18 protein-coding genes and 1 tRNA gene are annotated in these 18,435 nt (G+C 66.4%); 1 reads left to right on the forward strand and 18 read right to left on the reverse strand.

What is annotated here, in order from left to right; translation table 11 throughout:
- Positions 1–94 precede the first annotated feature (94 nt).
- A tRNA-Leu gene (locus WC739_RS07425) sits at positions 95–179 on the forward strand.
- A gap of 191 nt (positions 180–370) precedes the next feature.
- On the opposite strand, the gene WC739_RS07430 is transcribed toward WC739_RS07425, so the two are convergent.
- The 18 genes from WC739_RS07430 to WC739_RS07515 form a co-directional block, all read right to left on the reverse strand.
- Positions 371–2,665 carry a PAS domain S-box protein gene (locus WC739_RS07430; protein ID WP_372952375.1) on the reverse strand — a complete coding sequence of 765 codons (2,295 nt, stop codon included), beginning with the start codon at positions 2,663–2,665 and terminating at the stop codon, positions 371–373.
- A complete protein-coding gene (locus tag WC739_RS07435; RefSeq protein WP_372952376.1) occupies positions 2,665–3,303 on the reverse strand; it encodes a chemotaxis protein CheX in 639 nt (212 codons plus the stop codon). Before WC739_RS07435 ends, WC739_RS07430 begins: the two co-directional genes overlap by 1 nt.
- Entirely contained in the window at positions 3,303–3,680 is a 378-nt protein-coding gene (locus tag WC739_RS07440; protein WP_372952377.1) for a response regulator transcription factor, read from the reverse strand. The genes WC739_RS07435 and WC739_RS07440 overlap by 1 nt, the downstream gene beginning before the upstream one ends.
- Positions 3,681–3,738: 58 nt before the next feature.
- Entirely contained in the window at positions 3,739–3,990 is a 252-nt protein-coding gene (locus WC739_RS07445; protein WP_372952378.1) for a hypothetical protein, read from the reverse strand.
- On the reverse strand, positions 3,987–6,200 hold the full coding sequence (locus WC739_RS07450; RefSeq protein WP_372952379.1) for a chemotaxis protein CheA: 2,214 nt from the start codon (positions 6,198–6,200) through the stop codon (positions 3,987–3,989). The genes WC739_RS07445 and WC739_RS07450 overlap by 4 nt, the downstream gene beginning before the upstream one ends.
- Entirely contained in the window at positions 6,197–6,589 is a 393-nt protein-coding gene (locus tag WC739_RS07455; RefSeq protein ID WP_372952380.1) for a response regulator, read from the reverse strand. Before WC739_RS07455 ends, WC739_RS07450 begins: the two co-directional genes overlap by 4 nt.
- A complete protein-coding gene (locus tag WC739_RS07460) occupies positions 6,586–7,422 on the reverse strand; it encodes a protein-glutamate O-methyltransferase CheR (RefSeq protein WP_372952381.1) in 837 nt (278 codons plus the stop codon). Before WC739_RS07460 ends, WC739_RS07455 begins: the two co-directional genes overlap by 4 nt.
- Positions 7,419–8,042, reverse strand: a complete 624-nt coding sequence (locus WC739_RS07465; RefSeq protein WP_372952382.1) for a HEAT repeat domain-containing protein — start codon at positions 8,040–8,042, stop codon at positions 7,419–7,421. Before WC739_RS07465 ends, WC739_RS07460 begins: the two co-directional genes overlap by 4 nt.
- Entirely contained in the window at positions 8,033–9,115 is a 1,083-nt protein-coding gene (cheB, locus tag WC739_RS07470) for a chemotaxis-specific protein-glutamate methyltransferase CheB (RefSeq protein ID WP_372952383.1), read from the reverse strand. The genes WC739_RS07465 and cheB overlap by 10 nt, the downstream gene beginning before the upstream one ends.
- Positions 9,112–10,590, reverse strand: a complete 1,479-nt coding sequence (locus WC739_RS07475; protein ID WP_372952384.1) for a chemotaxis protein CheW — start codon at positions 10,588–10,590, stop codon at positions 9,112–9,114. The genes cheB and WC739_RS07475 overlap by 4 nt, the downstream gene beginning before the upstream one ends.
- The gene (locus tag WC739_RS07480; protein WP_372952385.1) at positions 10,583–12,502 is read right to left on the reverse strand and encodes a methyl-accepting chemotaxis protein; all 1,920 of its coding nucleotides are present in this window, start codon (positions 12,500–12,502) and stop codon (positions 10,583–10,585) included. Before WC739_RS07480 ends, WC739_RS07475 begins: the two co-directional genes overlap by 8 nt.
- 187 nt (positions 12,503–12,689) lie before the next feature.
- Entirely contained in the window at positions 12,690–13,856 is a 1,167-nt protein-coding gene (locus tag WC739_RS07485; RefSeq protein WP_372952386.1) for an alpha-D-ribose 1-methylphosphonate 5-triphosphate diphosphatase, read from the reverse strand.
- Positions 13,843–14,592 (reverse strand): phosphonate C-P lyase system protein PhnL, encoded by a 750-nt coding sequence (locus WC739_RS07490; RefSeq protein ID WP_372952387.1) that lies wholly within the window; start codon positions 14,590–14,592, stop codon positions 13,843–13,845. The genes WC739_RS07485 and WC739_RS07490 overlap by 14 nt, the downstream gene beginning before the upstream one ends.
- 10 nt (positions 14,593–14,602) lie before the next feature.
- Entirely contained in the window at positions 14,603–15,424 is an 822-nt protein-coding gene (locus tag WC739_RS07495; protein WP_372952388.1) for an ATP-binding cassette domain-containing protein, read from the reverse strand.
- Entirely contained in the window at positions 15,421–16,335 is a 915-nt protein-coding gene (locus WC739_RS07500; protein WP_372952389.1) for an alpha-D-ribose 1-methylphosphonate 5-phosphate C-P-lyase PhnJ, read from the reverse strand. The genes WC739_RS07495 and WC739_RS07500 overlap by 4 nt, the downstream gene beginning before the upstream one ends.
- Positions 16,332–17,411 (reverse strand): carbon-phosphorus lyase complex subunit PhnI, encoded by a 1,080-nt coding sequence (locus WC739_RS07505; RefSeq protein ID WP_372952390.1) that lies wholly within the window; start codon positions 17,409–17,411, stop codon positions 16,332–16,334. Before WC739_RS07505 ends, WC739_RS07500 begins: the two co-directional genes overlap by 4 nt.
- Positions 17,411–17,956, reverse strand: a complete 546-nt coding sequence (phnH, locus tag WC739_RS07510; protein WP_372952391.1) for a phosphonate C-P lyase system protein PhnH — start codon at positions 17,954–17,956, stop codon at positions 17,411–17,413. Before phnH ends, WC739_RS07505 begins: the two co-directional genes overlap by 1 nt.
- Entirely contained in the window at positions 17,956–18,408 is a 453-nt protein-coding gene (locus WC739_RS07515) for a phosphonate C-P lyase system protein PhnG (protein WP_372952392.1), read from the reverse strand. The genes phnH and WC739_RS07515 overlap by 1 nt, the downstream gene beginning before the upstream one ends.
- Positions 18,409–18,435: the final 27 nt, after the last annotated feature.

The following is an 18,435-nucleotide window of genomic DNA, read 5'->3' on the forward strand; positions in this document are numbered from 1 at the left end:
CAGCGCCAACGTCCGAAACCAGACAGGTGAGCTTCAACCCTCGAAAAAAGCGCGTTGACACACTTCGTTTGCCCGCTTACATGAGCCCGCACCAGCCCAGATGGCGGAATTGGTAGACGCGCACGGTTCAGGTCCGTGTTCCGCAAGGAGTGGAGGTTCGAGTCCTCTTCTGGGCACCATTTTCCCGTTTTGAACCATCGTTGTGGTTCAAACGCCTAACAAAAAAGCCCGGTTCGTCCGGGCTTTTTTGTTGCCTCAGCCGCAGCAGGGCTTGCCGTCGCTTTCCGTGCCGCGGCAGGCACTCACCTTCCGTTGCTCCTCGAGCCATCGGTCACGCGGCTTGGGGCTCGCCGCTGCGGCCCGCGCAGCGCTAACTGTCGAGAACCGCCCGGACTTTCTGGGCGAGGTTCTGGAGCGTTGCCGGCTTCTGCAGAAGCTGGATGTTGGGGTCGACGATCCCGTTGCTGACGACCGCGTCACGCGCGTAGCCCGACGTGTAGAGCACTTTCAAGGAGGGCCGGATCATGGCGGCGTTGTCGGCCAGTTCGCGCCCGTTCATGCCCGGCATGACGACATCGGTGAGCAGCAGCGAAAAATCGTCACGCGCCTTCAGCGTTACCAGGGCGTCGGCGCCGCTCGCGGCCCACATGACCGAATACCCCAATTCCTCGAGCATCTGCACCGTCAATTCCCGGACGCTGGCCTCGTCCTCGACGACGAGGATACGCTCGGCGGCGCTGCCATTGGGAATATCGTCGCTCTTCCTCGCCTGCGCCTGGTCGGCGGCGCCGGAATGCCGGGGCAGGACGATCCGGATCGCGGTGCCTTGCCCCAACTGGGATTGGATGCTGACATAGCCGCCGGACTGTTTGACGAAGCCGAAGACCTGGCTCAGCCCGAGGCCCGTGCCCTTGCCGACGCCCTTGGTGGTGAAGAAGGGATCGAAGGCGCGCTCCATCACGTCCGGGCTCATGCCGGTGCCGGTATCGGTGACCGAAATCAGGATGTACTCGCCGGTCGCAATGGCGTGGTCGGCCGCGGTCGACTCGTCGATCAGGACGGCCGAGGTCTCGATCGTCAGCGTCCCCCCGCTCGGCATGGCGTCACGCGCGTTGACGGCAAGATTGACCAGAACGTTTTCCAGCTGGCTGCGGTCAGCGATGATGGTGCCACCCTGGTCCTGCAGGATCGTTTCCATGTTGACGTGCTCGCCCAGGGTTCGGCGCAGCAGCTCCGACATGTCGACAACCATGCGGTTCACGTCGAGCGCTTCCGGCGACAGCGGCTGCTGGCGCGAGAAGGCCAGCAGCCGCTGCGTCAGCGTGGCGGCCTTGTGGGCGCCTTCGGTCGCGGCGGCGATGAGCTGAGGCACGCCTGGCTCGCCGCGCTCGATGCGGCGCTGAATGAGGTTGAGCCCCGAGATCACCACGGCCAGCATGTTGTTGAAGTCATGGGCGATGCCACCCGTCAGCTGGCCGACCGCTTCCATCTTCTGGCTCTGGCGCAGTTGATCCTCGAGCACCCGGCGCGCGGTGATGTCGCGGCCGGCGGCGTAGTACTGGTTGTCGTGCGGCATGAACTGCCAGCTGTACCAGATGTATTTGCCGTCCCTTGCCCGCATCCTGATGTCAAAATCGCGGACCTTGGCCTTGTGTCCGCCGATCGCCAGCCGCGCCTTCACGGTAGCCACGTCGTCGGGATGGACGAAGGCCTCGAAGCCGGTGCCTGCGACATCGCCTTCGGGATAACCGAGATGCTCGCACCAGGCCGGGTTGACGCTCTGGCATGTCAGGTCGAGATCGGTCAGCACGAACAGGTCCTGGCTGACGCGCCAGATCATGTCGCGCTCGCGCGTGGCGTCGGCCACCCGCTGCTCCAGCGTCTCGTTCAGGGTCTTCAGCTTGATTTCGGCCGACAGCCTGTCGGTCACGTCGCGCAGGAACGCCGTGGTGAACTGCTGGGCGCCGCCGGACCAGCGGCTGATCGACACTTCGAGGTAGCGAAGCGTGCCGTTGCGGCGCTTGACCATGACGTCCAGGGCAGGACCCTGTTCGCCGCCGGCCAGGATGGCGTCGTGGAGAAGCGACCAGCGCTCGCTGTCGACGAACAAACCGCCGCTCGAGAGGCCGATCAGCGACGTCTTGTCGATCTCGAACAGGGCCTCGGCGGCGGCGTTCGCCCCCTGGATCACTCCGGTGCCATCCAGGGTGAGAATGGCTTCGGCGGCGCTTTCCATGACCGCGTCGTAGCGCGCGTTCTGGCGCTGCCGCAGCACCGCCTCGCGACGGGTGGCGCCGGTGACGTCGGCGATCTGGATCATGCAATGGAACGCGCCCATGGCGCCGATCGGACGCACGGAGATGCTGTGCACCATGGGCTGGCCGGCTCTCGTGCGCAGGCCCAGCAGGGCCGGGTGGAGCGTGGGCGTGAGCAGGGAGGAGGCCCCCGCCTCCAACGCCTCCGAAACCGCGGCCAGGATGGCGCCAAGGGGGCGCGACGGGAACAGGTCCTGCAATGATGTGCCGACGGCGTCGGATCCGGCAATGCCGCTCGCCGCCGCGATCCAGGCATTCCACGCGGTCACCCGGCGCTGTTGGTCGACCACGATGACTCCGCAATCGAGCGCATCGAATATCGGATCGAAGCTCTCATGCGCGGTGGTCATCAGATTTCGGTTCCGCCAACCCGCTCTATGAAATCGGACAACAGGGCCTTCAAGACCGCCAGCGATGGCATATCCATCAGCATGGCGATGTAGCCGGTGATGTCGTGATCCTTGACGGTGAAGTTTATGTACAGAAAAAGCACGACCTCGCCGGGCGCAGGCGGCGGCGAGAGGTTGAAGAAGTCCACGCCCGTCCCCCTTATGACCTCTGGGAGCGAGACCTTGAGACTGCGGTGAAGAAGATTGGCGATCGTGGCCAGGCAGCTGTTGAGGATGACGTTGCCGGTTTCGGCAAGTGCCTCCTGCTCGAGATCGATGATGTCTTCCAGCGAATGCTCGGGTCCGGCCACCGCCCGCACCAGCTCCAGGCTGCGCGCCTCCGGAAATATCAGCAGCGCGCGGCCGGTCAGTTCGCCTTCGAAGAGCTGATGGACCGCGACGAGACGGTCCATCCCCTGTTCGCCGAGGATCTCGATGGCCTGCTGGCGTCCGACGAGCTGGATCCTGGGCACGGACAGAAAGACCTGGCCGCCGACCATCTCGCGCAGGTTCTTCGCCGCCCGGCTTACGGCAATGTTGACCAGCTCGGTGAGAGCATCGGTTTCGAGCTCGTCCAGCGTCAGCTCCGCAGCGGCCATTATCGCGCGTCCTGCCCGGCCACGGTCTCTGGCTTGCCGAGGAAATCGATCAGTTCCGGCTCGCTGACCGGCTTGTTGAGGAAGACCGCCCCGACGGCCTTGGCGCCCTCGATGATCTCATGCTGCTGGTTGGCCGAAATCAGCGCCAGCCGGGCCGCCGGATTGCGCGCGCGCAGCTCCGCCGCGAGCGCCAGGCCGTCGCGGCCAGGCATGTTGTAGTCCATCAGAACGACGTCGGCCGCGAACTCCTGTTGAAGCTCGAGCGCCTCGTCGGCATTGGATGCCTCCTTGCGGGTCCAGGTCGGGTAGCTGCGGGCGAGCACCTTGACGAGGGCCATCCTGGCCAGCTTGCTGTCATCGACGATCAGAACGTTCATTGCGACCTACCTCTATTTTCCGGGATATCGCCTAAAAGCGATGGATTTGAAAGCTTTTTCACCGCTTCGGCGCCTGGAAAACGGGGCCGAAGTGCCGCTGCAGAAACGGCGAGGCGGGGTGGCCGGTCACCGTCGGGCGGGCCGCGAGCAGCACCTGAAGCACGGCGGTGTGAAGGCCGGTGCATTTGCTCCAATCGACGGCAGGCTGGTCGCCGAGCATCAAGAGCCCGAGCAAGGTCTCGCTGTCTTCCATGGCGCAGTCGCCTTCGAGGACGATCACGCCGCTTTGCGGGTCCAGGGTCACGCTCATCCCAGCATCGCCTCCAGGTCGAGGACGAGCATGACGCGGCCGTCGCCGAGTATGGTGACGCCGGCGATGCCTTGCAGGCCCGCCAGAACGCCTTCGACCGGCCGCATCAGGATGTCCATCTTCTCGCCCAGGCGGTCGACCTCGATCCCGCACATGTCATTGCCGGACATGACGACGACCACCTGCACGTCCGATGCCTGCGAGCCGGGGGGCGTGCCGCCGATGGTCGCCTCGAGGTTGACCAGCGGAATGGCGCGACCGCGATGCACGAAGACCCGCGCCTTGCCGACCGGGGCGATGTCGGCGCGCGCCAGGCGGCGGGTTTCGACAATCTTGTCCAGCGGGATGCCGAAGATCTGTCCGGCCGCTTCGACGGTGATCAGCGGCGTCATCAGGATCGAATAGGGCAAGGTGAAGGTGACGAGCGTGCCCAGCCCCGCCTCGGTCTCGATGCCGACCGAGCCGCCAAGCCCCTCGACCGCGGCGCGCACCGCGTCCATGCCGACGCCGCGCCCCGAAATCGTGCTGACCGTCGCGGCGGTCGAGAACCCCGGCTTGAACAGCAGTTCGAGCGTGTCGGCGTCGGTGATCGGCGCGCCGACGGTGAGGCCGCGCTCGGCGGCGATGCGTCGGACGCGCGCCAGGTCGACGCCCTTGCCGTCGTCCTCGATCTCCACCGCTATGCTGTCGCCGACCTTTGCCGCGCGCATCGATATGGTCGCCTGCGGCGGCTTGCCGGCCCGCACGCGCTCTTCTGCCGTCTCCAGACCGTGATCGATGGCGTTGCGCACGACATGTAGGATCGGCTCGGCGAGCGCCTCGACGATGGTCTTGTCAGCTTCTGTGTCGTCGCCTTCCGTCACCAGCGCCACCGACTTGCCCATTTCGGCGGCGAGGTCGCGCACCAGCCTGGGGAACCTCTGGAAGACCTGCCGCATCGGCAGGACCCGGATGCTCATCACCGAGCGTTGCAACGCCCCGACAAGCCGGTCCAGTCGTGTCTGCTGCTCGTCCAGCAAGACGGCCAGCGACGCTGCCTGCGTGCCGCTTCGCGCCAGCGCGGCCGCGTGCGCCAGCGCGTTCCTGGCAATGGACAGTTCGCCGGTGAGGTTCACCAGCGCGTCGATGCGTTCGACGCTGACGCGCAGCGATCGCGCCGCCACCGTGCCGGTGGGTGCGGTGGGCGGCGCTGGCGGGGCGTCCGCCCCGGGCGGATCCTGGATTTCGATGCCCAGGATCCGCCCGATCACCGCCTGCAGCTCGCCCCGTTGCTCGCCGGCAATGCTTCGCTCAAGCCTGTCGGTCGACGCATCGTGCGGCCCGATGCCCCGCGCCACGATGCTCATGACGACGCGCCGCGCGGCGCCGACGCGTCCGGCCAATCCATCCACGTCCTCGTTGGCCAGCAGAGCGTGCTGGGCCTCCAGCACCCGGCGCGCCATGGCTGTGAGCCCTGGCCTTGCAGGCGGCTCGGTCGCCGCGAGGGCGCGGATCTCGATCCGCTGCCCCGCCTCCGGCGCGGCCATGGCCACGTAGCGAGACACGTCCTGCGGCGCGGCCGAGGAAAGGGCGGCGAAGCGCAAATTGCTTTCGAATGCGTCGAGTTCGGCCAGGGCCGGCCAGGGCTCGACGTCTTCCGCCTTCAAGGACAGCAGGCCAGGCATGCCGGCGAACAGGGCGAGCGGATCATCACCACGAAAGAAGCAGCGCGGATCGGGCTGATACAGTACGCCAGTAGCGTATTGGCCGGCCAGCTGCGGACTGGCCTCGATCAGCGCGGCCAGAAGATCGCGCGGCGCGGAAGCGGACCCGTCCTGTCCGCCGGCGTCGTGCCCGGTTGCCTGGAAGCGGCGAACCATCTCGTCAGCCGTCGGCCCCGGCTCGACCGGAAGCGTCCCCGTTCGCCCGATCTCGTCCAGCCAGGCGGTGACCCGGTCCAGCGCCCAGAGGCAATTGCCGATCTCGGCGACACCGAGAGCCCGGCCCCCGGCGCGGGCCGAGGCAAGCAGGTCCTCGACGGCATGGAGCCCCGTGGCCATTTCGGGGAAGTCGACGATGCCGGCACCGCCCTTGAGCGTGTGGATGGAGCGAAAGGCGCTGTCGAGCCTGGCGCCGTCCGCGGCATCGCTTTCGATCGCCAGCAGATCGAGGGTCGCCTGCTGCACCAGCTCGCGGCATTCGACCAGGAATTGCTCCAGAAGCTCGTTCATGCGCCGACCCCGCCGGCGAGCAGGCTGGCGATCTCGAGCAGGTCCTCGGCGGCGACGGGCTTGCAGGCATAGAAATTGGCGCCGGCCATCTCGGCCGCCTTACGATCCTGTGGACCGGCCTCGGTGCTGGTGACGAGGGCCGGCGTGGCGGCAAACGGCTCGGCCCGCCGCCGCAGCAGGCGCAGGAAGGTCAGGCCATCCATCACCGGCATGTTGATGTCGACGATCAGCAGCTGGACCTCCTGCCCGGTCAGCTTCTCCAGCGCCTCGAGGCCGTTCAGGGCATCGTCGACGACGTAGCCTGCCGGTTCCAGGACGCTGCGGTAATACAGGCGCACGAGTGCCGCGTCGTCGACCACCATGATGCGCAGGGATGCCACGTCACTCACCGCCCGACCTCCGGTCTCTGATAGACGATACCATCCTCGAACCGGCGGACTTCGAACAGGGGTGAAATGCGGCTCATCGATTCGGTATGGCCAAGACAGATGAAGCCGCCCGGCAACAGGCTCTCGTAGAGGTTGTCGGCGGCGATCCGGCGCGACGTGTCATCGAAATAGATCAGCACGTTGCGGCAGAAGATCACGTCGAACCGGCCGTGCTCCCTGGTCTGGCCGGCTTCGACCAGGTTGACGGGCGAGAACCGCACCGATTCCTTCAGTTCGTCGATGAGCTGCCAGCGATCGCCGGGTTGGCGGCGGAAGTAGCGGGCGACCACCTGTTCGGGCAGCCGCATCAGGGCGCGCTTGCCGTATATGCCCAGCCTGGCGGCGCCGAGGGCGTCGGTGTCGATGTCGGAGCCGCAGATCTCGATGTCGTAGGTGTCGACCAGGGGCCATTTGTCCAGCAGCCACATCGCGATCGAATAGGGCTCCTCGCCGGTCGCGCATGGCACCGACCACAGCCGAAGCCGCCTGGTGCCGTGGCCGACCGCGATCCGCTCGCGCAGGAGATCGTTGGTCAGGCAGCGAAGCTGGTGATCCTCGCGGTTGAAATAGGTCTCGTTGACGGTGAAGGCATTGACGAATTTCTCGATCTCGCCGCCGACATCGGCGCGCAGCCTGGCGAAGTAGGATTCGAAGGAGGGCGATGCCGTGGCCTTGACCCGGTCGTCGATCCGGCGCTCGATATAGTAGCGCTTTGACAGGGAGTAGACCATGCCGGTGCGGCGATAGAGGAAATCGCCCAGGCGCCGGATCTCCTCGTCCGAAATCTCGATCAAGGCTTGCCGTTCCGGGCGCCGATCCGCTGGGCCGCGGTCCGGGCGCTGAAGGCTAGGAAGGGATCCGCGGGAAACCGTTCAGCGCAGCGCAGCAGCAGCGGCACGTGCTCGGGCGTCGCGACATCAGCCATGACTTCGATCGCGGCGCCGCAGACATTGCCGTCGCCATCGGTCTCCAGGACGGGACCGAGCAGGTCGACGATCGCTTCGGGTGGCTGCGCCCGTGCCAGGTCGCAGGCGAGGATGCGCACGTCCGTGTCGGCGTCGCTCAGCAGCTGCGCCATGTGCGGCAGAACGTGGGCGGTCATCGCCTTCAGCGCGTCCAGGGCTCCCGTGCGCAACCGCGCGTCGTCCGAACGCAGGAGCTCGAGGGCGATCTCGACGCTCGTCGAATTGGACGATCTCACAAGCGCGGTGAACAAGGCCTGGAGCACGTGGGCGTCGTTTTCATGAAACAGGGCAATTGCCGTGGCGTCGCGGGTCTCGGCCGTCACGACGAGCTGGCGCGCGGCGGCGCGGCGGTCCTCGCTGGCCTCGGCGGTCAGGGACGGCACCGTGCCGGCGACAGGAGCGTCGCGGTCGGCAGAGGGCGCTGGGGCGTCGCGGCGGATCAGGGGCATGGCACAACCTTCAGCAATTGCCGTGCGATTTCGGGCAGCGGAAGGATCCAATCCGCCGCCCCGGCCTTGACCAGTTCCCCGGGCATGCCCCAGACCACGGCCGTTTCTTCCGCCTCGGCGATTGTGCGCCCTCCTCGTTCGTGCAGCAACTGCATCGCGCTGGCGCCGTCATTGCCCATGCCCGTCATGAGAACACCGATAAGCTGGGTGGCCGGAATATGTTCCAGGGCGCTGCGCACCAGCCGGTCGGCGCTGGGATGCCAGGGATAGCCGATCTGGGCCGGCGCGCTGGCGGCGAACACCGCGCCGCCGCGGCGCGAAACGATCATGTCGCCGCCGCCTCGTGCAATATAGGCCGTTCCCGGCCGGATCTGCGTCGGGCCCGCGAGCTCGACGACCGCGATGGCGCTCAGACTGTCCAGGCGCCTGGCAAGCGCGCCGGTGAACGATTCCGGCATGTGCTGGGCAATCAGGATCGGCCACGGAAACGACGCCGGCAACGCGCAGAGCACCGTCTCGAGTGCCGGCGGTCCGCCGGTCGAGGTGCCGACAAGCACCACTCCGGGCAACTCGATATCGGCAAGCTGTTCCTGCCGCCTCGCGGCTACCGGCGGCTTCGCCGCAACTGTGCTTCCCACCCGATGCCGGATCCGGTCCGTGAGCCGCAGCGTCGGCCTGACGCGGGCGATGGCGGCGGCGCGAATCTTGTCGACCAAGTCACCCCGCATCTGGTCGACGCGCAGCGACAATGCCCCGGAGGGCTTGGCTATGAAGTCGAAGGCGCCGAGGCGCAGCGCTTCCAGCGTTTCGTCGGCACTCTGCGAGGTCACCGACGACAGCATGATGACCGGCGTCGGCTTCTCCAGCATGATCCGGTCGAGGCAGGCCAGCCCGTTCATCAACGGCATGTTGACGTCGAGCGTGATCACGTCGGGAGCGAAGGCATGAAGCCGCTCAAGCCCCTCGGCGCCATTGCGGGCCGTCTCGACCTGGAAGCCGGAAACGCTCGCCAGCATCTCGGCGAGGAGCTTCCGCACCAGCGCGGAATCGTCGACGATCAGAACCTTGATCAATGTTGCGGCTTGTCCTGGAAAGTGTCCAACAGGCTGCGCTCGGCCCGGGTGAGCAGTTCGCTCGGGTCGAGCAGCATGACGATGCGGCGGCCATCCTCGAGGCTGACGATCGACCGGATCAGTCGCGTCGGCTCCCCCGTCAGGTCCGGGGCCGGCGACACCATCGTCTCGTCGACGGCCAGCACGTCGGAGACGCTGTCGACGATGATGCCGGCCCGGTGCGGCCCGGACCTGACCACGATCAGGCGCGAGCGCGCCGTCGAGGCGAGGGCCGGCATGTCGAAGCGTTTGCGCTGGTCGATGACGGGCAGCACGTCTCCGCGCAGATTGATCACGCCCTCCAGAAAGTCGGGCGTCCTTGGCACGCGCGTCATGCGTTCCGGTACCAGCGCCACTTCCTCGACGGCGCCCACCGGCAAGGCGAATTCGTCATCCCCCAGATGGAAGGCCAGCAGCATCATGGCGCCTTGCGTTCCGGCAGTGGATTGCGGCGTTCTCGAAGCCGGGGATTGCAGGGGACCCAGACGACGCATCGTTTCCTCATTGAGCAGGAGATCCGGATCGAGCACCGAGATCAGCCGGTTGTCGGCCTGGTTTCGATAGATCGCCTTGACCCGGGCCTCGCCGCCGATCCGCGCCGCCATGATCGCGGGGACCGCCTCCAGCCGCGCCGGGTCGACCGCGACGCTCTGCTGGACGGCATCGACGACGACGCCGACCGGCACGCCGTGAATCGCCGTGACGATGATCTTTTCGCTGCCCGCCACGCCCGCGTCGAGCCCGAACAGCGCGCGCAGGGACAGCAGCGGAAGCAAGCCGCCGCGGAACGCCATGAGCCCGGGCATGCCGGCATCCGCACCTGGCAGCGCCGTCAGCGACGGCGGAAGGTTGACCACTTCCTGGACGACGGCGAACGGCAACGCATACTCCTGGCCGCCGACGAGGAACGAGGCGAGCATGTCGCGCCCGACGGTCGCGTCTTCGTGCGCCCCGGCCGCCGTCAACCGCCCGCGCGCCGGCGAGCGGGCGCCTGCCTGCAGCGTGAACGAGCGCTCGACCAGTGCGTCGATGTCGAGGATCCTGACCGGCCGCCCGTCGGCCGAAAAGGCGCCGCCATCCGCGCCCGTGCCGCTGGCAGCACGGTCGATCCGATCGTCGTCGACAGCGATGATGCCTTCGACGGTCTCGACGAGCAGCGCGAAGGGAGCAGGAGCATCGATGACCACCGCTCTCGCCCGTTCCGTCAGGGGTTGCGCGGCCAGGCGCAGCAGGCCGTTCAAATCCGCGATGGGCATGACCGCGCCACGCAGGTTTGCCAGGCCGCGCAGGGCCGGCGGCGCCTGAGGCACCCTGGCCATCACCGGCACACGCACGATCTCTGCCACCCGGCGGACGGGCAACGCGTAGAGATCGTCCAGGCACCGGACAGCCAGGAACCCGCTGAGCGAGCTGGCGGTAACGTCCTGCTCAGACATTTTGCGACTTGAGCTCGTCGGCCAGGGAGGCGATCTCCTCGATCGCCGCCGCCAGGTCCTCGGCCCCGCGTGCCTGCTCTTGCGATGCGGTGGATGCCTCCCTCGAGGCGGCGCTTGTCTCTTCCGCCGCCGCGGCGATCTGCTTGGCGCCCGCCGATGCCTGTGAGGCCGCGGAGAGGATACCGGTCGCCCCGGCGAGGATTCCCTTGCTTGCTTCGACCAGCTGTCCGAGTTCGTCGCCGGCCTTCTCGAACACAGCCAGCGTGGCGCGGCTGTTTTGAATCTCGACCTCGGAGACCCCGCAAATCCGTTCGAGGTCGCCGCGCAGCGACGTTATCTGCTCGATGATGGCGCGGACGGTATCCTTGACCTTGTCCAGGCTCTGCGAGGCGTCCCGCGCCAGCCCCCGAATGTCCTTCGACACCAGCGAGAAGCCGCCTCCGTAGTCCCCGGCCCTTGCGGCCTCGATGGCGCCGCTGACGGCGAGCATGCTGGTTTGCACCGTGACCAGCGTGATCGCGTCGACGATCTTCTCGATCTTGCGCCCCGTCACCTCGAGGCCAACGAGGGCCGAGACGCTGGATGTGGTCTCCCTGAGCGCGCCGCTCAGCCCGTCAATCAACTTGTCGACCGCGCTCCGCGTCTCGGCCAAAGACCTTTCCATGCCGGCGATCCGCTGCTCGGCGGTCACCGCATTGTCCCTCGCCAGGGCTGCGCTGCGCTCGATCTGTATCAGCGAGGCGGAACTCTGGTGGGTCGCGCTCGCCTGCTGTTGCGCGCCGCGATTGATCTGCTCGACGGCCGCCAGAATCTGCGCCGCCGCGGCCGAGAGTTCCTGGATGTTGGCCGACAGTTGCTCGGCAGCCGCCGAGGCCTGTTCCGCCGCCTTGGCTGCATTGCCGTCGCGCAACTGCTCGGCCAGGCGTGCCAGCGCGTGCGCGGCGATGCGCCCCTGGTCGAGCGCCTGGGTCTGCTGTTGGATCGCTGCCTGGGACTGGGAAGCGGCGGCGGACTGTTCTTGCGCGGCGCTGGCGACGTGCTCCGCACCCTTCTGCGCTTCCAGGGCCGCCTTTTCGGCTTCGATCGAGGCCGTCGCGATGGCGCGGCTGCCGGTCGCGATCTCACCGGCGGTTTCGCGCATCAGCCGCAGATTCTGCAGCACGGCGTTGGAGGCTTTGGCCTCGGAGCCCGCCGCAGCGGCTGCCGCGGCGACGGCTGCCGCCACGGCGCTGACCTCCTGCTGAATGGCCTGGGAAAGCGCCTGGACCTCCTGCGCGCTGGTATCGGATATCTGCGCCAGGGCGCGAACCTCCTCGGCAACGACGGCAAAGCCGCGCCCGTGGTCGCCGGCGCGCGCCGCCTCGATCGCCGCGTTCAGGGCAAACAGGTTGGTCTGGTCGGAGATGCGACTGACGGTGCGGCTTATCTCGCCGATTTCCTGCGCGCGCTTTTCGACGACGGCTATCAGTTCCGCCGAGCTTGCCTGGCGGGCGGCATTGCGTTCGATCGCGCCGACCGCGGCGACGACCTGACTGGTGACGTCGGCAAGCAGGCCCTGGACATGTTCCGAGCGCCGTTGCGATTCCTCGCCCTGGCGTCTGGCAGTGGCAAGCGCTTTGGCGGTGTCCCGGATCGAATGGAGTTGCTGCTCGGCGGCCCCGGACGCCTCCTCGGCGCCAGCGGCAATCTGCTCCATCGACCGTCTCAGCTGTTCGGCCGCGGCGGATGCCTCCGTTATCCCGCTGGCCAGTTCTTCGGTGGCGGCCGCAAAGCGTTCACTGATGCGGCCTTCCGGAAGGTCGACCGGTGCAGGCGCCTGCTGTCGGGAGACGGCGTCCGCGGCCTTGGCCGGCGTGGAGGGCGTTTCGGACGGACCGCGTCTGGTGATCCTCGAAGTCTTGACTAGCGACATAGGGGAGGGGAAATCCTGAAATGAGCGATATGGCTTGGACTTCGCTCACTTTATCGCACACAGACGTCAAGCAATAGGGCGTATCGCTGTTTCGTCGCAGCGATCGGTCTGCCAGGTCGGAATTGGAGCGGGACGAGCCTCGTTCATCGCAGGCTCCGCCTCAAATTCCAAATAATGCGGAATTATTTCAGTGCCGGCGCGGGGCCAGCGTGCCATCGCCGTAGATCATGCGGCCGGCGCGGAACGTGGCTCGGACGCGCGCCACCGGCTGGCGATCGGCCACGACAAGGTCGGCCAGAAGTCCCGGCTCGACGGCGCCGCGATCGGTAAGCCCCAGCGCCTTGGCCGGATTGGCGCTTGTCAGCGCCGTCGCCGCCACAAGGTCGCCGCCGCGCAGATCCGCCAGGCCGAGCACGGCCGGCAGGATCGAGGCCGGATGATAATCGCTGGCCAGCATGTCAAGCAGCCCGGCCTCGTAGGCCTGACGGGCGGATAGGTTGCCGGAGTAGGACTGGCCGCGCAGGGCATTGGGCGCTCCCATGACGGTAAGCATTCCAAGCCTGCGTGCTTCTTGAGCCGCTTCGAGCGTCACCGGGAATTCGCTGAGCGCGGCGCCCAGGCCGTGGACAAATTCCACCTTTTCTAGCGTGTCGTCGTCGTGCGAGGCGAGCACGATGCCGCGAGCACGGGCAAACGCCGACAGGTCCTGCAACGTGCCGAGCACATCGTCCTGTCCGTTTCGACCGGCGATGCGCCGGCCGACGATCTCGGAGGCCTCGGCAACCGACATGCCGCGCTCCCTGGCGATGCGGGCGATGTACAGTTCGACGTCGCGGTACTGCCCCTGCCCGGGCGTGTGATCCATCAGCGAGATCAGGTGCAGCTTGCCTGCGTCCATCAGCCTTTGCAGCATGCCCACCGCCGGGGCGAACGTCACCTCGAACCGGGCATGGATGCGGTGATCGACAAGCAGGTCGTCTTTCAGCTCGGCGATTGTCTCGATGATCGCGGATGTGTGCTCTTCGGAGCGCAGCACGCCGCTGGTGACACTGGCACCGATGAAGGAGAGTGCGGCATAGGCCGTGGTCACGCCGCAGGAGGCGAGCTTCTTGTCAAGTTCGGCGATGCCGGTCTTCATGGGCACATGGACGCCGGTGCGCGGCTCCACTTCCTTCTCCACCATGTCGCCGTGCATGTCGATGAAACCGGGCAGCAGCAGGCGGCCCCCACCCAACATGTCGGCATTCTCGATGGGTTCCTCGCTTATCTCCGCAATCCGCCCGTTTTCGATCCTGACGGCGCCGCTTGGGATGACACGGTCGCGCAGGACAATTTCAAATTCACTCAGCCACATGTGGTTTCTCTTCGAAGGGGTCCGTGTTTGCCAGATGGATTTCCCGGTCAACCAGACCGGCGACATCCTGCGGGTAATGGAAGACGCCGATCATGGCGACGCCCTGCGCCTTCAGTTCCTTCAGGCGCGAGACGAGGGCCGCGCGGGCGGCTCGGTCAAGCGAAGCCGTCGGCTCGTCAAGGAACAGCAGCCGTTGCGGCAGGATCAGGGCGCGGGCCAGATTGACCTTCTGCTGTTCGCCGCCGGAAAAGGTCGAGGGATAGGCGGCCCAGAGCGGCTGCTTGACGCCGAAGGACGACAGCCAGCGGCGGGCTTCCGTCAACGCCTCGCCGTGGCCGCGGCCGGCCAGCATCAGCGGCTCGGCCACCAGTTCTTCGGCGGCGACGCGCGGGCGCACCTGCAGGAACTGGGTGACGAAGCCGATTTCACGCCGGCGCAGAAAGGCGATGTCGACATCGGCCGCTTCGGCAAGGTCGATGATGCCTTCGCGCGTGTGATAGAAGGCATGGCCCTGGCGCGGCAGATAGGACCGGTAGAGCGTGCGCAGCAGCGTCGACTTGCCGGCACCATTGTCACCTCTGAGCAGAATGAATTTGCCGGCGTGAAGATCGAAATCGATGTCCGCAAAGGCCGGCAAGGTGCGGCCGAGATGATGCATCTCGAAGGATTTGCCGAGGCCCCGAACCGACAGCACCAGAGACGCTGCGGCGCTGCCCGGCAAAGACTGCATATTCATAGCGGGCCCCTCACAGCTTGGCGTGGACGAGTTGCTGGGTATAGGGGTGCTGCGGATCCTGGAAGATCTGATCCGCCAGCCCCTGTTCCACCACCAGCCCGTTGCGCATCACCATGACCCGGTCGGCCATCGTCCTGATGACACCGAGATCATGCGAGACCAGGACCATGGTGATCCGGCGCTCCCGCTGCAACCGCTTGAGCGTGTCGAGCACCAGCGCCTGGACGCTGACATCGAGGCCCGTGGTCGGTTCGTCGAGCAGCAGCAGAGCTGGTTCCAGCGCGATCGCCTTGGCAAGCTGTACGCGCTGCTGCATGCCGCCGGACAGTTCCATCGGCAGCGCATCCATGCGCTCTGTGGGGAATTCCGACGCCTGCAGGGCCTCTTTTGCCTTGGCGCGCAGGGTGGCAAAATTGCGCGTTCCGGCAATCAGCAGCCGTTCGGCGACGTTGCCGCTGCTGGTGTGGTCCATCAGCAGCCCCAGATGCGGGTTCTGGTAGACGATGCCGATGCGCCTTGCCCGCAGCATCCGTCGCTGGAAACGGTCGAGGCCGAACAGGTTGATATCGTCGTGATCGGACAGGGCGAGATGGTATTCGCCTGCCTGCGGCGTGTCCTCCAGGTTCATCAGCCGCAGCAGCGTCGATTTGCCGGAGCCGGATTCGCCGACAATGCCCAGCACCTCGCCCGGATAGACTGTCGCATCGACATCGCTCAGCGCGACGACTTCGCCGTAGCTCCTGTCGATGCCGCGCATGGTCAAAAGCGGCGGCGTGCGCATCAGCCGCGGGGGCTGCCGGATGAGCTTGCTTGCTGTGGCGACATCGCTCATGGGGCCATTCTCCCGTTGCGATACCAGGTGTCGCCGATCGCCACGGGTTCTCCTTGCGTCTTCCTGATGTGCTTGACGCCGAAATCGCTGTCGGAAAGTTCGAAGTGCGACGTGCCGTCATCCTGCGGCAGTTCGTTCATGAAGAAGCCCGAGACGCCGCTGCGGCCGCAGGTCAGGTGGCCATGCTCTTCGACCCGATAGGCGATGTCCTCGAAGACCAGCGGTTCGACGCGCGTTTTGGGCGGCACCGCATAGATGCGCTTTTCGCGCCCGGCCGAGAGCAGTGTCAGATGGTCGGCCATGTGCAGCTTGCGCACATCCCAACGCGGGATCGGCGACGGGCTCATCACATGGCGGCCATTGACGAGGCTCGGATAGCTGGCGCCCTGCATGATGCGGCCGGAGCGGACAATCTGCTCATAGAGCCTGAGCCAGATCAGCCCGTAGTCGGCGTCGCCGTGCATTTCGCGGGCAACCGAGATGTCGGGATTGACGGAGCGCAGCGGTTCCGGGTTGGGCACCTGCAGGACGAGGATCTGGTCCTGCCGCAGCTTTTCCTCCGGAATGCGGTGGCGCGACTGGATGATGGTCGCGGCCAGCGTATCCTCGGTGATATCAGCGGAGCTGACGCGCTGGATGAACTTGCGGATGCTGCTGGCATTGACGCTGTCGTCGGCACCCTGGTCGATGACCTTGATGACCGATCGAGGCTTGACCAGCGTCAGCGTCGATTGCAGGCCGCCGGTGCCCCAGCCGCGGGCGATCGGCACTTCGCGGCTGGCATAGGGCACCTGATAGCCCGGAATGGCGATCGCCTTCAGCGTGCGGCGGCGGATCTCGCGTTTGGCGGAGGCATCGAGAAAGCCGTAGGAAAAAGCCGCCCAGGGTCTGGTCAGTTGCGCGAGCGTCATTCGGCGGGCTCCCTTGCCGCTTGTGTCGCCTCTTGCGCCTTTGCTTGTCGCTTTTTCGCTTTCGCGTCGCGCAACGCATCAAGTGACGATTGGAAGGTAACGTAGTGCGGCAGCTTGAAATGGATGCAGAAGCCGGAACTCTCCACGGGCTCGGTATGATAGAGGACGAACTCCTCGTTCGAGGCCGGATGCGGCTTGGGCAAGCGCGAGGCCAGGTCCAGCGAGGCGCCGGCGATGGTCTTGACCTCGTTCCATCCGAATGTGGCGCAGAATCCGAGGTCGAGGCCGCCGCCCTTGGAGATGATCTCCGCCTGGCTGACCCGGACCCGGCCGGCGCTGAACAGCGTGCCGCGCGGATGGCGCATGCGCACCGGTGCCTCGGACAGCCGCAATTCGTTGACCGTCGGATGCACCGCGCCATAGCCGCGCATGGTGGCATAGCCAAGAGCCAGCACGCCGCCGGTATCGGCTCGCGCCAGGCTTTGCAGCTTGTGGGCGCGGCTTGCCGGAAACAGCAGCGGTTCACGGGTGAGATCGGGAATGTCGTCTGGCGCGGTGGTGTCGGCCGTCGGATCGGCGATCAGTCCTTGCGCCTTCTGCCAGTCCGTCAGCGACGGTTGTTTTTCAGGCGCCGCCATTGCCGCAATCTCGACCGGCTCCGGAGCAACCGCCTTGCCGCCCAGCACCTCCAGCTTCAGCATGCGATGGGAATAATCGAGCGTCGGCCCAAGAATCTGGCCGCCGGGGATGTCCTTGAAGGCGGCGGAGATGCGCCGCACGGTGAACAGGTCGCGCTGCTGCAGCGGCTCGGCGATGGCAAGGCGCGGCTGGGTGGTGCGGTAGGCGCGCAGCAGCAGCACGGCCTCGTAGAGATCACCGCCGGATTGCGCCAGCGCCAGTGCTGCCAGATCGCGTTCGTAAAGCGAGGCCTCGCCCATCACCCTGTCGACCAGATAGGGCATGCCGTCACGGATTTCGGCGACCCGGCCGGCATCGATGGTGCCCAGTTCCTCGCGATAGAGACGCTCGGATTGTTCGATGGCGTGTTCGCCGCCGCGCGTCGCCACATAGGCCATCACAGCACCTCCACCTTGGTCGAGCGCGGTATGCCGATGACCTCCATGCCATCGACGGCATAGAGGTCGAACCCCAGGGGATAGCGCACGAGCGTCTCACGCAGGCTCCAGAAGCTACGGTCGATGCCGCCGATCGAGACGTGGGCGGCGCCGTCGATACCCGGTCCGGAAAGCTGGAGACGCGAGCCTTCGCCGAGACGGGCTGGAACGATCAGCGTGGCGGAGTCATCGGGGTAGAGCAGGTTGCCCTGCTTCAAGCGCGCCAGCGGGGCGATCTCGTGCGGTGCCGCGAGCTTGGCAAAGACATAATCGGCCTCGCCGAGTCGCGCCGGCTTGGCACCGGTTGCCGCCAGTTGAGCCGACAGATCATCTTGCGTCGTGAAAAAGGTGCATTCGCGGTCGATCAGGCTGGCGATGATTGCGGTGAAGCCGGCTGCGGGCAGCGCCTGGACCGTGCCGGGCCGGGCGAGCGCCCACATCAGTGCATCGAAACCGGCATTGGCCAATATCTCGTCCGCATCAGGCGAGAGCATTGCAAGGCCCATCAGAATGTCTCCATCTTGACGCGGGTTGCCTCGACCTTGCGCAGCCGCAGCGTGTCTTCTTCCGCCTGGCGGGCGGCCTGATCCTCGACAAAGCGCAGGATTGCGTCGGTCTGGATGCCGGCCGCAAGCGCACCATCCACCACGGCCATCGCCATCGCCTGCTCGAGGTCACGGCCGGTCACGGCGCCGTAGCCGTCCAGATTGCCGTGACCGCCGAGCCGAATATGTGCCTCGGCGACCAGCACCTCGCCGAGATGAAAAGCAGTGTTGAGCACCGTGTCGACGCAGGGCAGCATCACCAACCCGGTGCGGCTCGTGACGACTTCGACGGCGCCGATCCCCGGCAGCAGTGTTTCGGCGAGTTTCTTCAGCTCGCCGTCGTCGCTGCGCGCCAGCGTGTCGAGCACAAAGCCATGCGAAGCGATGCGCTGGTCTGCCGCTTCATCGGTCATGACAACCTCCAATCATTCGGATGTTTG

The organism is Mesorhizobium sp. (assembly GCF_041661565.1).
Taxonomy (GTDB): domain Bacteria; phylum Pseudomonadota; class Alphaproteobacteria; order Rhizobiales; family Rhizobiaceae; genus Mesorhizobium.

Bases quoted from the DNA above. Each gene is read 5' to 3' on its own strand.
- WC739_RS07430 (WP_372952375.1), bottom strand. From the start codon at position 2,665: ATGACCACCGCGCATGAGAGCTTCGATCCGATATTCGATGCGCTCGAT.
- WC739_RS07435 (WP_372952376.1), bottom strand. From the start codon at position 3,303: ATGGCCGCTGCGGAGCTGACGCTGGACGAGCTCGAAACCGATGCTCTC.
- WC739_RS07440 (WP_372952377.1), bottom strand. From the start codon at position 3,680: ATGAACGTTCTGATCGTCGATGACAGCAAGCTGGCCAGGATGGCCCTC.
- WC739_RS07445 (WP_372952378.1), bottom strand. From the start codon at position 3,990: ATGAGCGTGACCCTGGACCCGCAAAGCGGCGTGATCGTCCTCGAAGGC.
- WC739_RS07450 (WP_372952379.1), bottom strand. From the start codon at position 6,200: ATGAACGAGCTTCTGGAGCAATTCCTGGTCGAATGCCGCGAGCTGGTG.
- WC739_RS07465 (WP_372952382.1), bottom strand. From the start codon at position 8,042: ATGCCCCTGATCCGCCGCGACGCCCCAGCGCCCTCTGCCGACCGCGAC.
- WC739_RS07475 (WP_372952384.1), bottom strand. From the start codon at position 10,590: ATGTCTGAGCAGGACGTTACCGCCAGCTCGCTCAGCGGGTTCCTGGCT.
- WC739_RS07480 (WP_372952385.1), bottom strand. From the start codon at position 12,502: ATGTCGCTAGTCAAGACTTCGAGGATCACCAGACGCGGTCCGTCCGAA.
- WC739_RS07485 (WP_372952386.1), bottom strand. From the start codon at position 13,856: ATGTGGCTGAGTGAATTTGAAATTGTCCTGCGCGACCGTGTCATCCCA.
- WC739_RS07490 (WP_372952387.1), bottom strand. From the start codon at position 14,592: ATGAATATGCAGTCTTTGCCGGGCAGCGCCGCAGCGTCTCTGGTGCTG.
- WC739_RS07495 (WP_372952388.1), bottom strand. From the start codon at position 15,424: ATGAGCGATGTCGCCACAGCAAGCAAGCTCATCCGGCAGCCCCCGCGG.
- WC739_RS07500 (WP_372952389.1), bottom strand. From the start codon at position 16,335: ATGACGCTCGCGCAACTGACCAGACCCTGGGCGGCTTTTTCCTACGGC.
- WC739_RS07505 (WP_372952390.1), bottom strand. From the start codon at position 17,411: ATGGCCTATGTGGCGACGCGCGGCGGCGAACACGCCATCGAACAATCC.
- phnH (WP_372952391.1), bottom strand. From the start codon at position 17,956: ATGGGCCTTGCAATGCTCTCGCCTGATGCGGACGAGATATTGGCCAAT.
- WC739_RS07515 (WP_372952392.1), bottom strand. From the start codon at position 18,408: ATGACCGATGAAGCGGCAGACCAGCGCATCGCTTCGCATGGCTTTGTG.